The 14,451-nt window shown below is 48.9% G+C and carries 15 protein-coding genes; 1 reads left to right on the top strand and 14 read right to left on the bottom strand.

All coding sequences use genetic code 11. The features are described 5' to 3' along the window. Positions 1 to 7: 7 nt before the first annotated feature. On the bottom strand, positions 8 to 445 hold the full coding sequence (locus DVH26_RS18565; protein WP_239623928.1) for a VOC family protein: 438 nt from the start codon (positions 443 to 445) through the stop codon (positions 8 to 10). A gap of 176 nt (positions 446 to 621) precedes the next feature. Further along, the gene (locus tag DVH26_RS18560; RefSeq protein WP_345774066.1) at positions 622 to 906 is read right to left on the bottom strand and encodes a DUF1294 domain-containing protein; all 285 of its coding nucleotides are present in this window, start codon (positions 904 to 906) and stop codon (positions 622 to 624) included. Positions 907 to 1,091: 185 nt separating this feature from the next. Between DVH26_RS18560 and DVH26_RS18555 the strand changes: the two genes are divergently transcribed. Continuing rightward, positions 1,092 to 2,207, top strand: coding sequence for a GRAS family protein (locus tag DVH26_RS18555; protein ID WP_239635242.1), 1,116 nt, complete (start codon positions 1,092 to 1,094; stop codon positions 2,205 to 2,207). Positions 2,208 to 2,272: 65 nt separating this feature from the next. Here the strand turns inward: DVH26_RS18555 and DVH26_RS18550 are convergent, their stop codons facing one another. The 12 genes from DVH26_RS18550 to DVH26_RS18495 all read right to left on the bottom strand — a co-directional run bounded on the left by DVH26_RS18550 (position 2,273) and on the right by DVH26_RS18495 (position 14,410). Beyond that, positions 2,273 to 3,832, bottom strand: a complete 1,560-nt coding sequence (locus DVH26_RS18550; RefSeq protein ID WP_239635241.1) for a type 2 periplasmic-binding domain-containing protein — start codon at positions 3,830 to 3,832, stop codon at positions 2,273 to 2,275. A 281-nt stretch (positions 3,833 to 4,113) separates the two neighbouring features. After that, the gene (locus DVH26_RS18545; protein ID WP_239635240.1) at positions 4,114 to 4,524 is read right to left on the bottom strand and encodes a co-chaperone DjlA; all 411 of its coding nucleotides are present in this window, start codon (positions 4,522 to 4,524) and stop codon (positions 4,114 to 4,116) included. A 119-nt stretch (positions 4,525 to 4,643) separates the two neighbouring features. Next, complete coding sequence (locus DVH26_RS18540) at positions 4,644 to 6,194, bottom strand: ankyrin repeat domain-containing protein (RefSeq protein ID WP_239635239.1); 1,551 nt, start codon at positions 6,192 to 6,194, stop codon at positions 4,644 to 4,646. 52 nt (positions 6,195 to 6,246) lie between these two features. Continuing rightward, positions 6,247 to 6,432 carry a hypothetical protein gene (locus DVH26_RS18535; protein ID WP_239635238.1) on the bottom strand — a complete coding sequence of 62 codons (186 nt, stop codon included), beginning with the start codon at positions 6,430 to 6,432 and terminating at the stop codon, positions 6,247 to 6,249. A gap of 130 nt (positions 6,433 to 6,562) precedes the next feature. Further along, entirely contained in the window at positions 6,563 to 7,432 is an 870-nt protein-coding gene (locus DVH26_RS18530; protein WP_239635237.1) for a class I SAM-dependent methyltransferase, read from the bottom strand. A 223-nt stretch (positions 7,433 to 7,655) separates the two neighbouring features. Continuing rightward, positions 7,656 to 8,222, bottom strand: a complete 567-nt coding sequence (locus DVH26_RS18525; RefSeq protein ID WP_239635236.1) for a hypothetical protein — start codon at positions 8,220 to 8,222, stop codon at positions 7,656 to 7,658. 119 nt (positions 8,223 to 8,341) lie between these two features. Further along, positions 8,342 to 9,154 (bottom strand): undecaprenyl-diphosphate phosphatase, encoded by an 813-nt coding sequence (locus DVH26_RS18520; protein ID WP_275590478.1) that lies wholly within the window; start codon positions 9,152 to 9,154, stop codon positions 8,342 to 8,344. Between the two features lie 18 nt (positions 9,155 to 9,172). Then, on the bottom strand, positions 9,173 to 9,907 hold the full coding sequence (locus tag DVH26_RS18515; protein ID WP_275590477.1) for an ABC transporter permease: 735 nt from the start codon (positions 9,905 to 9,907) through the stop codon (positions 9,173 to 9,175). Next, the gene (locus tag DVH26_RS18510) at positions 9,900 to 10,820 is read right to left on the bottom strand and encodes an ABC transporter ATP-binding protein (RefSeq protein ID WP_239635235.1); all 921 of its coding nucleotides are present in this window, start codon (positions 10,818 to 10,820) and stop codon (positions 9,900 to 9,902) included. The genes DVH26_RS18515 and DVH26_RS18510 overlap by 8 nt, the downstream gene beginning before the upstream one ends. 83 nt (positions 10,821 to 10,903) lie before the next feature. Further along, positions 10,904 to 11,941 (bottom strand): sensor histidine kinase, encoded by a 1,038-nt coding sequence (locus tag DVH26_RS18505; RefSeq protein WP_239635234.1) that lies wholly within the window; start codon positions 11,939 to 11,941, stop codon positions 10,904 to 10,906. Between the two features lie 2 nt (positions 11,942 to 11,943). Then, the gene (locus DVH26_RS18500) at positions 11,944 to 12,663 is read right to left on the bottom strand and encodes a response regulator transcription factor (RefSeq protein WP_239635233.1); all 720 of its coding nucleotides are present in this window, start codon (positions 12,661 to 12,663) and stop codon (positions 11,944 to 11,946) included. A gap of 349 nt (positions 12,664 to 13,012) precedes the next feature. Beyond that, positions 13,013 to 14,410, bottom strand: a complete 1,398-nt coding sequence (locus DVH26_RS18495) for a sulfatase family protein (RefSeq protein WP_239635232.1) — start codon at positions 14,408 to 14,410, stop codon at positions 13,013 to 13,015. Between the last annotated feature and the right edge of the window lie 41 nt (positions 14,411 to 14,451).

Genomic DNA, 14,451 nt, shown 5'->3' with positions numbered 1-14,451 from the left:
GTATCGCTTACTTCCCTTCCTCCCATACATTCTCTTGGTATTGCTTCAAGAAGGCTTCGGACGGCGGAATGATCGTGATCATATCGATCAGCACACCATTCGGGTCCGACGTGATGAAATGCCGTTGACCGAATTCTTCATCGCGAAGCTCAAGATGCAGCGGCAGCTTTGCCTGTGTAATAAGCCTCGCATACTCCGCATCGACATCGTCCACTTCGAAATTAAGAATAAGTCCTTGCGTTCTATTGCGAAAAGGTGCTGGTATGGTGCTATGCTGGGAATCCAGGATTGCCAGCTCGTAAGGAATGTCCCCTTGTGAGCATTTTAAACTAACATACCAATCCGATTCAAATACAATCTCAAACCCGAAGTACTCTGTGTAAAAAGCTGCGCTTGCCGCAACGTTGTCCGTCAAAATAACGGTATAAAAGCTGTTCCATTTCATAAAATCGCCTCCAAAATTTGGTGTAAGCCCATATTAACATACATACAGTATGTATGTAAAGTGAGTGTCTTTCTCCTTTTACAAAAAAAACGGTATCGGATACGCAAAATACGCATTCCGGATACCGTTTCTTCTTTTTGCCTGCTTGGCCCTGGGGTTAGCTGAAATCTTTGATATTAATCGGAATAATAGAAGTCTGTAAAGTAATAAATACAAACCATATTCAGCACGAACAAGACGGGCAGTCCGATGACAAAGGACAGGTGCTTCGTTTTGTGCCGGTATATTTTCATTCCCAGCCACGCTCCCAATGCTCCCCCAACCGCCGCTACCGCAAACAAACGCTTCTCAGGCACTCTTCGTCCATGATGTACCGCTTGGGATTTGTCATAGCCCATCATCATAAAGCCGGCAATGTTCAGCACCGCCAAATAAGTCAATAGAAACAGTATGAAGACCACCTTTCGTAACGACCGGCTCTTTCGCCACTCTCGGTTTCTATTATACGACAGGCGGAAGCTGTGTGAAAATGTTCCCGAATAGTTCCCGTAACAATTCCCGCTTCTATCCCTTACCCCCGGGAAAATGTGCTTCTATAATTGTTTTGTAGTCCACGTGCCGCAAGCACCAGAAGAAAGGGATGAAGATGATGAACGATGTAACTATGTCCTATGACGCCATACTCCAATCGCTAATGACGGAAACCGCTGCTTCACATAGTGCCGATACGAAGGCTAAGCTCGACTTGTTTATTAGAAGACTGGAGATGAAGGAAAAGCCGGGAGATCTGCTGTATTACTTGTTCGCAACCGCTTTGATGAAAAGAGTCGAGCCGAGCGAGATCAAGCCAATGAATCTATATTTGCGCGATTACGGCGTACCGCAAATCAAGCTGTTTAACCTTCTGGCAGCCCGCTTTCCATTAATTTTCCATGCATCGGAGCTGTCGAACTCCTTGTTATCCGGCTACATCCAACACGGTGAAGCTGTTACTCTGCTTGAAGTGGGCATCGGTACCGGCCGCCAATTGGTCAGCCTGATAAAGCTGCTCGCAAGACAAGGCAAGCGCCCCGCATCCATCACCCTGTATGCCATAGAACCCAATGTCTCCTGCTTGGAGGATGCTCGCAAAAACGTCGAGGAAACGGCTTACCAAGCAGGGATACCGCTGCTCTTCAAACCTGTCCCTGTTGAAATTGAACGATTGACTCCTTCCGATTGGAAGCAATTCTCGGCGCATGACGGGCGGCTATTGGTCAACGCAACCTTCGCCATGCATCATATAGGCGACTTCGGCACCTCGGGCATCCATTCCGTAAAAACCGCCGTGCTGCAAAGCATTCGAGAGCTCCAGCCCTCCTGCATTGTCCTATGCGAGCCGGATTCTGACCACCAAACGCCGGATACCCTTCAACGGTTTACCAATTGCTGGGAGCACTTCTCCACCCTGTTTCGATTGATCGACAGCTTGGATTTATCGGATGAAGAAAACCGGATTCTCAAAATTTTTTTCGGTCGGGAGATCGAAGATATTATTGCAAGCCCTGAGCAAGCCCGCTTTGAAAGACATGAAACAACGAACCGCTGGATCGGACGTCTGCAGCATGCCGGTTTCACCTCCTGTCCTTATATGAGGCTTTACGCTTCAAGGACCTTTGAGAAAATGAATGCCACTTCGAGTCCTTGGCATATAGGGTTAGGCATGGGCAGCACCAATCTGGTATCCGTCATTGCAGCCGTACCCGATAATCAGCCGGGATAACCTTTCATGAGAAAAAGCATCCGCCTTGATTGCTCAAGACAGATGCTTTTAATTATTGCTATATCTTATTGATTGTTAAAGATAGAAACGCCGTCTTTGTTGTTATAACGCTCGGTCGCTTCTTTGATGATCTCGTTGCCGCCTTTAGCCTTGTATTCCTCGATAACTTTAGGCCAATCGGAAATCGGCTCCTTGCCGTAAATCATTTTGATCATATGGTCGATAATCAATTTTGGACCGGTATCTCCGAGCGGAGTCAAGTCCGGATATTTGGAGAAAGCTTTCAAATCCGGGTAGAACCCGATACCAGGCAAGCCCTCTTTGGACAACACGTTGTCAAATGCGCTCAAAATTTCTTTACCGTCGGCGCTCAGCTCCAATTGAAGCTTGTTATACGTAGCGTCGGACGCCATTCTCAAAGAAGTACGGAACGATTCCTCTTGCGACTCTTCTTTGTTCGTCGGGAATTTGTAATTGATTTTACCGTTCTCGACCGTGTAGTTTTCTCCTTCAACGCCGAAGCTGAAAAACTTGGCCGCTTCCTCGGTTTGCATCCATTCAATGTACTTCATGATGCCGATAGCTTTTTGCTTATCTACGTTTTTGTTGATGTAGTATGCTGTAACCATCGGAGAATACAGGAAGTATCCGCCTTTTCCTTCAGGTCCTTTCGGAGAAGGAATAACATCCACTTTGGCAGCCGGATCGATAGCTTTAATATTGGTTCTGAAGTCTCTCAGCCCGGTTCCTACGTTAGCGGACCACATGCCTGCTTTACCGGCGTTGATGTTCTTGCTGTAGTCGGTGGAGCTGATTGTTGCGAAATCCTTCGGCATCAAGCCTTCATCATACATCGTTTTGTAGGCTTGCAATGCTTTTTGCGTATTTTCCACGTCAAAGAACTTCGGTACGATTTGGTCGCCCTGCTTCTCGAACTGGTCTTTGTACGGCAGTACGTCAAACGCGCCGAGCAGAATGTCGGCATACTTGAAGTTTTCCCGCATTTGATAAGGATTTTCTACGCCGAGCTTCTTGAAGGCACGCATTACGTTCAAGAACTCATCGACGGTCTTCGGCGCAGCAAGCCCTGTTTTCTCAAGCAAATCCGTACGGATGTACGTGCCGCGGCGCGAAGGATTCGTCAAATAGCTTGGAATCCCGTAAATTTGGCCCTTGTAGGTAACGGAGTCCCACGCTGCTTTAGGAACGTTCTTATACACGGTAGGTGCATATTCCTTCAGCAAATCGTCGAGCGGCATGAAGACGCCGGCTTCCACGGATCCGGCCATATCTTTGCCTGTCGGCATATCCAGCGTTCCAAGCACGTCCGGGATATCATTTCCTGCGAACAGCACGCTCATTTTCTCCCGTTGAATAAGACGAACGTCCAATTCTACGTTGGCGAGCTTGTTCAATCTTTGTACCCACTTGTCCTTGTTCAAGTCCGGTGAACGCTGTCCATAGCCGTCCCCTGTAGTGATAGGAAGGGCAATGGAAAACTTGGTCGGTCCTGTTGCGCCTGCTCCGTTGGAGCTGTTAGCAGAACCATCGTTTTTTGGTGCACAGCCTGCCAGGGAACCTGCAGCAACGGCGGTGACCATGACTAAACTTAATGCTTTTTTCATGGCTTCTCTCTCTTCTCTCCTATTTAGTTGCGATTCAGGATGATAACATCCAAAAAAAGTACAAGATCTATCATACCTTATCTCGAAAAATAATTAATATCGTTAATTTACGTTACGTTGTGTTTTTTTATGTTATTCTTTTGGTTTTCATTGTATTTTCCCAGTCCATCCTTACAAATGAACCGATTTCCAAAAGGATAAAAGCTCCTTAAAGCTTACTTAAATGCAAAAAAATCCAGGAACTAGGTACTTCATACCCTGCTTTCCTGGATTATAGCGGATTATTTGGTATTCAAAATGAGCTTCATGCCTTCAATTTTCAGTTGGTCCATACGAATGACCCAGCTGCGGAACGCTTCGTATTTCTCATCGGAGAAGCCGAACAGCTCCTTCAAATCCTTCACGATTTGCTTTTCCTCATCGTTATAATCGCCGTCTACATACATCAACAGCAATATTTCCATGAATACAATGTCCTTGACATGGTCTTCCTTTAAATCTTCGACAATATCGGGGAGCTTTCTCGCTTCAGAAATGACTTGCAGATCCTGACTCATGTTCATTTCATCCATGAAGGTGTGCAGATATCCTCGCTCCTTGCCGCTAACAAACCCGTCGGCTTGAGCCACGACTTGAGCCAGCTCCAGGAATGCTTTCTTATGCTCTCGGGACTGTAAAAAATGCAAAAACAAAATAAATTCGCTCCTCGCTATAAAGTTCTTGTCTTTGGTGAACCAGTAATTCTTTCGACATCATTTAAGATTTCCCTGCTAAACAGCCCTTACGCCGTTCCAAGTATCAATTAACATCGTTAAATGTTCTCGTTCGAAAGAAGTACGGCAATCTCCTTATATCCTTTACGGATCGCCCATGCCAACGGTTGCGTCCACGGCTCTATTTTCGGGAGTAACGGATTCGCCCCTCTGCTAAGCAAAAAGCGGACCATCTCGGTTCGTCCGTACTTGGCCGCCCAGCCGAGCGGCGTAGTACCATACTCTTGATCGATAGGCTCAAGCTCGGCGCCGCAGTCTAACAGCAGCTTCGCATATTCAACATTACCGAGCCATGCAGCTATATGCAGATAGGTTATCCCTTGCCAATTTGCATTGTTGGGATCGGCACCGGCGTCAAGAAGTAGTCGGACCATTTCAAGTCCGGTATCCAAAGCGTATCCCATGTAATTGTTCGCATACCACACTGCGTTCAAATCCGCGCCGCTGCGAATGAGAAGCCTGACGATGTCCGTGTGGCCATATCCTGCCGCCATACATAAAGGACCGTAATCACCGGATTCGATTAACGAAGGATTGGCTCTTATGATTTCTCCCGCCAAATCGATTCTGCCCAAACAGCAGGCACAATCCAGGTTTACCGAGGCACCGTACGAATATAATAAATGGACCATCTTATCGTGCCCATTGCTCATAGCAATATATAATGGGTTGCCGCTGGCATACACATCGCTGTTCGGATTCGCGCCATGGTCCAGAAGTAATTGCGCACAATCCAGATAATTTCCCTTGGCTGCCTGCCAGAGAGCGCTTCCATTCTTTCCGGACTCTTCATCACCATTCGGATCTGCACCGTATTCCAAAAGAAGCTTCAGCATGGTCAGGTAACCGCTTCTGGCCGCATAGCTTAACGGTCTCTTGCCAATGGCATTTTTCTCGTGTATTAGCCCCGGCTTCGCTTCCAATAGGCTGCGTGCATGAATCGTGTCGCCTACGGAGGCAGCCGTGCATAAGTCATACTCGGCGCCGCAAGCCAGCAAATAGCCTACAAGAATCCATTGATCGCGAATAGCTTCCTGGCTTAAATCCCGGTTGGCCCGATACCAGTAATCCCCGTCAATAGCAAGCTGAATCGGTGTAGCTCCATCCACTCTGGCTGCTTGCAAATCAGCCCCGCGGCTTAGCAATTCATCAATGAGCCACATTTGCCGGGTGAGCACAGCCCAATGAAGCGGACGGTTGCCACGTTCGTCGCCGGTGTGGATCGATTCCGGGTCCGCATTAAGCTGTCTTAGGATCTCATCTCGATCCCGGTTCTTAATACTTTCCACGATGCCGCTTCCTGCCGGTGAGCTTTTGTAGCGATGACCCATATGCGTTTCCAGCAGGTTCGCAATATCTTCATATCCGCGATCCTTCGCTTTGGTCCATGAGTCATCCTGCCAGCCTAATGTTCTCTCCGTCGGATCGGCTCCGTATTCGAGCAATAAGCGTACGCTGTCGATGTTCCCGGATCGTACGGCAAAATGAAGCGGAGTGAAGTACCCGACACTTCGATTTACTAACGAAGGATCCTCCTCCAGCATTGTTCGCAAGGCCGGCAAATTGCCTTCGATAGTACAGCTCATCATAGCTTTGATGCGATCCTGGTTGATAAGAGATCATCCTCTCCTATGAATTTGGCTATTCCTGCTTCCCCTTCATTTTCTTCATGACAAACTCGGCGATGCCCGTCAACATGACCGTGATAGACAGCACGCCGAGCGCATAGGGAACGATCAAAGGCACGACCCGGTAATCATGGATGTTGACCCAATGCAAGAACAACGGATACAGCAGCAGGAGAATAAAAAAGAGGATCATTTTCATAGATGACTTCCCTTCCGGTCCGGAACCAAGCCCATATAACGGCTATTGGATTGCAGCCATTATACCAAGAAACCGGATGAAGTATCCACCGATTATCCGGATTTTACTTCGTACTTGTAAGGAAGGATAATTACGTCCTGTCGATAAGGCCAAAAGAAATCTTCATACTGGAGGCTTCCGCAAAATAAGCATCCGGGTGGAGCGCCGCCTCAAATCGTCTCTCACACTCGTATTGCTGTGATGCTTCCTGAGCGGTCATCCCGCGCATCATCAGATTGTGGACAAACTCTTCCTTCTCACCGCAGGGTGATGGCCTCATGGAATTCGCAAGCTTGTTCCTGTTCTCTAGACCTGTATTCAAATCGAGAAAGTTCACCCGATCGCTCACTCTGCACTGAACCTGCTTCACTCCCAGCTCGCTCATGTAGACGGGCAGCTTAATGCCGATATTCCCGTCTTTGCCTTCCCGCTTGGTGTCCGATTCATATAACCGCTGAGTAGGCCCTAGCTGGACGAGATCGGACTGGTCCACCCCTTCGAAATAATAGCTGGCCATATTCGCGATCCAGTGCGCCTCGAAGCAGGCGATTCTCCCCTGATCCTCGACACAATCGATCATCTTGTGCAAAATCTCCTTCGGATTGGGCATATGCATCAGAAATGCATGGCTGATAGCCATATCATACTTGCGCTCCAGAGAAACCGTTTGAATATCCGCACGGATAAATTCGCTCTCATAAGGCAGTTGGGCAAAAAGCTCTTTGGCATGGGCAAGCAGCGCTCCCCCCGCATCAACTCCGGTATAGGTAGACCCAAGGGGCAGCATCGGCAAAAGCTTCAACCCCATGAAACCGTATCCGCATCCGAAGTCGATGAGGCGGATCGGCTCGGTAATTTTCCAAACATTTTTCACTAGAAATTCAATATAGTCGTCGTTATACAACGTCCATCTTGTGTTTCGCAGGTAGTCGATCTTGTCATCCCATGAACTTGCTTCCATTGCTGCACGCTCCTTTGAATAATAACCGGCCGGGTACAACAACATTATCCTATTTTTCCAGAAAGATATAGACTTATCCTTTTCTTTCATTTATACTACTATTATAAGGGCTTGAGATACAGCCCCCTGCTTTAAATATGTCTTTTACAGGTACGGCACAGCGGATGTGCTGTTTTTTTGTGTCTTTTTTGCAGGCGCGACGGATACCTCCCACCTCCATTTGTTAAGCCGGCAATGTTTGTTCAGACAGGTGCTTCGAGCTTTTATGCAAATATTTCTGCAAGCAGCCGCGGTACACCTCCCGAAGGGGCTGCGCCCGTTCAATGTCGGCCGGCGTTACCAGACAAGCGGGCTTGGTGCTGATGTCTACGCCGCTCTCATCCAGTACCGACGCGACGAACTGGGAGCAAAAATACGCATTTTCGCGATGAATCCGCATATTGAGCAGCACCCCGAACAACCCGAGGAAATTATATTTGTACCGATGCTCGTTCCGCTCAATTTCACGTATCCGGCTTCGAATTCGTTCATAGGCTGCTTTGCTCACCGTACAACGGTACACGGCACAGGTAGCTTGGCCAAACATGCGGCTAGTCATATCTTCCCTTACGAAACCTCCGATCCACGGGTTATTTTGCTGCTTGCGGCCGAAGCTGTACACTTCCTTCAGCTCCCGATCCATGGCGATAGACGCGTGATTCATCTCCACTCCGGTAAAGCATCGGATGAATCTCGTAAATAGCGTTCCTGTATCGGTAAGCAGCACATAAATGCTGTGTGTTTCTTTCATGGTTCCCTTCCCCATCCCAAACGTTTTGTTACATTTAGAATAAAGAAATGGCCACTTGACAGAAACGCACCCGCGACGGGTTTGCAAACCCGACTTAAGACGGGCCGGCTACTGGACGTCTAGAGGAAGACAACATATATCACCGCCGCCAGCAGTAGTCGATAAATAGCAAAGGGTACCAGCTTAATGCGGTTAATCAGCTTAAGAAAGAAACGGATCGACAGCAAAGCGAACGCAAAAGCGCTGATAAAGCCACTAGCAAAAAAAGGAACGACGTCAGCCGTTATCGAGTCCCAATGCTTCCATAGCGATATGAAGCTGGCTCCGGCCATGATCGGAACCGCCATAATGAACGTGAAATCGGCAGCCGCGCGATGGCTCATCCCCAACATGACCCCTCCGGATATGGTGGAACCGGAACGGGAAAACCCCGGCCACAGTGCCAAGCATTGAAACAATCCCATTACAAGCGCCTGCTTATACGTAATCCGGTCAACCGACTCGGTGCTCGTACGTCTTCTCGATACTCGATCCGCCACGATCATCAGTAAGGCACCGGCAACCAATCCAATGATGACCGTTGTCGTTGAGAACAAATACTCGTCTATATCGTCATGAAATAATAACCCCAGAACGCCAAATGGAATTAACCCCACGGCAAGCTTCAAGAGATGCAGGCGCGAACCATCGGATCGCGACATCCGAAGCAGCTGGACAAACCGCTCCCTCATTAGAACAACAACGGCCATGATAGAGCCTAATTGAATGACGACTTTAAACGTATTTGCCGCTTCCTGGGAAAATCGTTCTTTCGTTTTGAACAGAACATCATCCACAATGATCATATGGCCGGTGGAAGACACCGGAGCAAACTCGGTCATCCCTTCAACAAACCCTAATACGAGTGCAGCCAACCAATCCCAAATATTCAATTGTATATTCCCCCGCTCTCAATGAATATCCGATTTCTCGAAATAAATAACCGTTGCCGCAAACCCTGCCAATGAAGCTACCGATACGGCTATATAGGAGTAGAGAGCTGGGTACTCGGGGATAAATCCTTGCACCGCAATCGCGTGAACCGCCGACCAAGGGAACAAAACACGGTATTCGTGTGACGCCAGAGCCACATTCGCCATCGTTATGACCGCGGTGAAAATGATCGTAGGCACGTAGTTTTTAAATAATAGGGTTACGAATATCGTCGGAGTGGATAAGAGAAACAACAGACATCCTCCGAGGAAAAATTGCTTCAACGATACGAGGATGACCGCGGCGGTCAATCCGTCAAACCGGCCGATTAGCCCAAGTACGAAGGTCAGTCCCCAAGCAACCGCCGTTAACAGCATGATCCAGAGAAACAGCATCAAGCATTTGCTTACAATCAGACTGAGCTTGGATACCGGAATGATCAGCAAATTTTTTAACGTATCCTCCGCATATTCGCGATGGAATAAATACGAGGTGATGACTCCGTATAACAACGTTCCGATAAGCAGAAGCACGTATAAATTCGTGTTGTAAAAGGAAACCTCGAACGTGACCGGCTCGTCGGGATGAGCGCTTCGTGAATTCATGAAGCCAATGAATATCATGACGGGGGCCGCTGCCGCGCCGATGATGCTCACCCAGAGCATATGGGCCCGTTTTAGCTTCAGCAGCTCCGTATAGAGCAAATTAACCAATTGGCCCACCCCCTATGATTTTGATAAAATAATCCTCCAGCCGGTCCTCGCTCGTTTTGATTTTATACACTTCGATGTCATGTTCAACGAACAGCCGGTTCAGCTTCGCCTGTTCACCGATATGCGAGTACACGCGTATGCTGCCTTCGTCCAGCACCTCATAATCGGTTATGCTGAAATGCCGTTCCAGCAGCACGACGGCTTTATTCTCGTTCGAAACCTGAAACTCGAGGTAAATGCGGTTTCTCGCTCGGAGCTCCTCGAACGATATTTCCTCAAGCAGCCTGCCCTCGTGAATGATTCCGATTTGATCCGCCAGCTGCTCCACCTCGTACAAAATATGGCTGGAAATCAAGATGGTCATGCTTCGTTCTACAGCCAAAGATTTGATCAGCTTGCGGATTTCCTTGATGCCCATAGGATCAAGTCCATTCGTCGGCTCGTCCAGTATGAGCAGCTCCGGATGATGAAGAATCGCACGAGCAATACCCAAGCGCTGCTTCATACCCAGAGAAAAGTTGCCTACCCGCTTCGTCTCTTCCCGGTGCAGTGCTACGATTTCCAGCGCGTCCTGAATAGCGCTCTTTTTATGGACGCCCATGAGCTTTGCGTTAATCAGTAAATTTTCCCGCGCCGTCAAATTCTCATAGAACCCGGAAAATTCTACTATCGCGCCGACTCTTCTTAAAATTTCCTTCTGCCTCTCGAACAGCGACTCGCCGAATATCTCGATGCGCCCTTCAGTCGGTTTAATAAGGCCTAGCAGCATACGGATCGTCGTCGTTTTCCCAGCACCGTTTTGGCCAAGAAAGCCGTAAATTTGCCCTTGCTGCACATTCATATCCAATCGATCGACCGCTTTTTGCGTTCCGTATTGCTTGGTCAATTGCATCGTCTTGATGATCGTGCTCATTGGAACCTCCCTGCTTATAATGTGTGATTTTCGTTCATAGGCTCATCATAAACAGGCGATTTTAAATGGCTCTTAACGAGTTCTTAATTATTTCTTAATCCGTAGGTGTAGCGTTTGGGAATCGTACAAGCGAATGTTGTCCGTTCGCCAGGGATACTTTCCGCCCATAGTGTTCCGCCGTGCTTCTCTACCAGCGCCTTTGCAATGGCAAGACCTAAACCGCTTCCGCCATACCGCGGGCTTCTTGAACGGTCTGCACGGTACATTCTTTCGAAAATTTTCGAAAGATCACCCGCCGCAATCCCCGGTCCTTTATCCCAAACGATCCACTCATACGACGTATCGGTTTCGGTCAGCTCGATGCCGAGCACCTTCCCTTCCTTCCCGTACTGAATCGCATTCTTGATAACATTGCGCATGATTCGCTGCAGGCTGATCCGATCTCCCTGTATCCGGCACACGGCTTCCGGGATCGCTGCTTTCAACTCCATGGAATGCAGCTTCAGCTCAGGCAAAAATTCGATTACGGTCTCCCGTGTCATTTCAGCCAAATCCAGCGTCTCCGGCTTCATCACGATCTCGTCGGCGTCCAGCTTAGCCAAATGAAACAGGTCGTCGATCAAATGCTTCAAGGCGCTTGCTTTTATACCTAAAATATCCAAATACTGCTGCTTCTCTTCTTCGGTTACCCCGATCTCGTCCCGCAATGCATCGATATATCCAATAATGGAGGTCAGAGGCGTGCGGATGTCGTGGGAAATGTTGGATAACAGCTGCTTTCTGGCGGCCTCGGATTGCAATGTCCTTACCTGCAGCCTATCCAGCTGCTCGATCAGCTCATTGATCGCGAATATGAACGCATCCAGCTCAGGGTCATCGTTCGCCAGCAGCCGGGTGTTCAAATTCCCTTCAATAGCCCGCTTCAATTCGTATACACGCTGCTGCGTTTTCCTTAACGTTCTGATCCTGAGCATAATGAAAGTGATCGTTGTTATAAAAAGCACGGCAAACAGACCCCCACGAATCATATCGAAGGGGCTGGAAGGCCATACCAGGAAGAACAGCACGCCTAACGCGAGCAGTTGAACAACTAGAACCGATAACCATTTGTCGCGCATCATCATTAGTCACCTACAAATTTATATCCGATTCCCCATACGGTTTGGATATATTTGGGATCGGACGGGTCGTCTTCGATTTTCAATCTTAATTTACGTATATGAACCATCACGGTATTATCGTCTTCCAGGTAATCGCTATCCCACACGTTGCGAAACAGCTGCGTCTTCGTAAATACTTGCTCCGGATGCGACGCCATAAATTTCAGCAGCTCAAATTCCTTGGCTGTTAACGCCAGCTCTTCCCCGCCTTTGGTTACAACATATTTCTTCAAGTCTATCGTCAGGGTGTTAAATTGGATCCGCTGCTCCCCCTGGGTCTGCTGATTCCCATTACTATTAGTACCGCTGCCTAGTACGAGAAACCGCCGCAAATGCGCCTTGATTCTCGCAATGACCTCATGAATGCTGAACGGCTTCGTAATATAATCGTCCGCACCGATGCTAAGACCTACAATTTTGTCGATCTCCTGATCTTTGGCGGTCAGCATGACAATGGGAATGTTCGTCCGGGTGCGAAGACTCCGGCATACTTCCATCCCGTCCACTTTAGGCATCATCAGATCCAATATGACCAGGTTATAAGACCTGCCGGCAAACATTCGAAGCGCTTCCTCGCCGTCAGAGGCTGTATCGACCTTGTAGCACTCCTTTTCCAGATACGCTTTCAACAGCTGTCGTATTTCCTTATCATCATCGGCTATCAATACACGAATCGAATCCATAGTTCTCTCCTATTTCTAGCTACTTCCAATCAATAGATTCTAGTGTAACGCATTCCGTACTAAATGCAAAATGGTGCGCTGCTCTGTTGTCAAATGAGAAAAACGCCTTGCGGCGTCTTTGGTGTGCAATATACGTTTGTACATGGGGATGGTATTGGGTGTGGGATTCCGGCCGCTGTTGAAGTCGTGTTCCTTTGAATGGTAGGCTTACCGCGGTAGGAACACGAGCTTCAAAGGCGGACGCTCCCGCTCCTCCACCCTCACCCATTCCCTCTCATGTTCTACTCTGTGCTTCGTGCTGCTTCTTTAAAACTTGTCGGTTAATCGGTATTCATAACCATAAAACGACTCAACCGTCCTCGTACGTCTTTCTCCCTTGACCTGCCGGCCCGGCCAGCTCTAACTGCCCGAAGCCGGTAACCGCTTCCCGAATCCCGTCGTATGACGGGTTCACATACTGAACGAACCAATGATCCAGCTTCGACTTCATAGCGGCGCGATGCTCCTGGAGATCCGGTTGATCGACGACGTTATTACGCTCCTCCGGATCATGGACCAGATCATACATCTCATGCGGTCCATACGGATACCGGTGTATATACTTCCATTCCCGGGTTCGAATCATGCGCACCGGCCCGTATTCGTCGTAGATGACGACATCGTCGCGACCCATATCCTCTTCCCCAAGCAGGAGCGGCATGAAGCTGCGTCCCGGCAGCGAGTCAGGGTCAGGATGATCAATATCAACATACTCCAGCAGCGTCGGCATGAAGTCGTAACCGCTGACCAGCCCCTCGCATACACGCCCTTGCGGAAGGCGTCCCGGCTGACTAAAGATAGCGGGTACCTTGACCGACGTATCAAACATATTTTGCGGGAACGTTCCGTTGCCTTTGCCCCAGATCCCATGATGCCCGCAGTTAAATCCGTTATCGCTCAGGAAACAGACGAGCGTCTGCTCCCGAATCCCAATCTGCTCCAGCTTATCGATGATGCGTCCAACGTTCCGATCCATCGCCGTAACCGCAGCGAAGTATCCCATTAAATTTGCCCTTTGGTCATCCGACCAGGGTGCCGTACGGATCGACCACGGATGCTTCTCTTCCTGCGGGCACGACTCGAATGCGCAGTCTCGGTACAGATCCACAAATTCCTGCGGATGATTATCGATCCACGGGCTGTGAGGCGCCGTGTAATGAACGCTTAAGTAAAACGGCTCCTGCCCGTCGTGCCGATCCAGAAACTGCAGCGCATCCTCTGTAATGACATCGGTCAAGTAGCCCGGCTCTTGAATCAGTACGCCGTCCCGAATCATAGGTGCGTCATAATAAGCGCTTCCTCCGGTCTGATGGACGTACCAATGCGTAAAGCCCTTCTGCGGCTGCAAGCTGTCACCGAGATGCCATTTGCCGCTCAAGCCGCATTGATAGCCGTTGTCAGCCAGTAGTTCCGTGTAAGCTGTCTGCCCTTGCAAATATTGGATCGGCCGCTCACCAACATTTCCTTGGCGTATCCAGTCGTGGATGCCATGCTGCGATGGGATACGTCCGGTTAATAGAGAAGCTCGTGCAGGCGAGCAGACCGGCGAGGTGCAGAAGAAATTCGTGAACTGTACTCCCTCTGAAGCAAGCCGATCCAAATGCGGAGTGTGAATCTCGGTATTTCCTGTGCACCCCAGCGCCCACGGCCCTTGATCGTCGGTTAAAATAAACACGATGTTCGGTTTTTCGGTAATCCGTTGTTCCATAAGGTGAACCGCTCCCTTCTTAAGCTCTCCTTCAATATAGA

The sequence above is a fragment of the Paenibacillus sp. H1-7 genome (genome assembly GCF_022354825.1).
Taxonomy (GTDB): Bacteria; Bacillota; Bacilli; order Paenibacillales; family NBRC-103111; genus Paenibacillus_S.
Note: the sequence above shows the minus strand (reverse complement) of the source record. Positions and strands in the feature narration are given on the sequence as shown.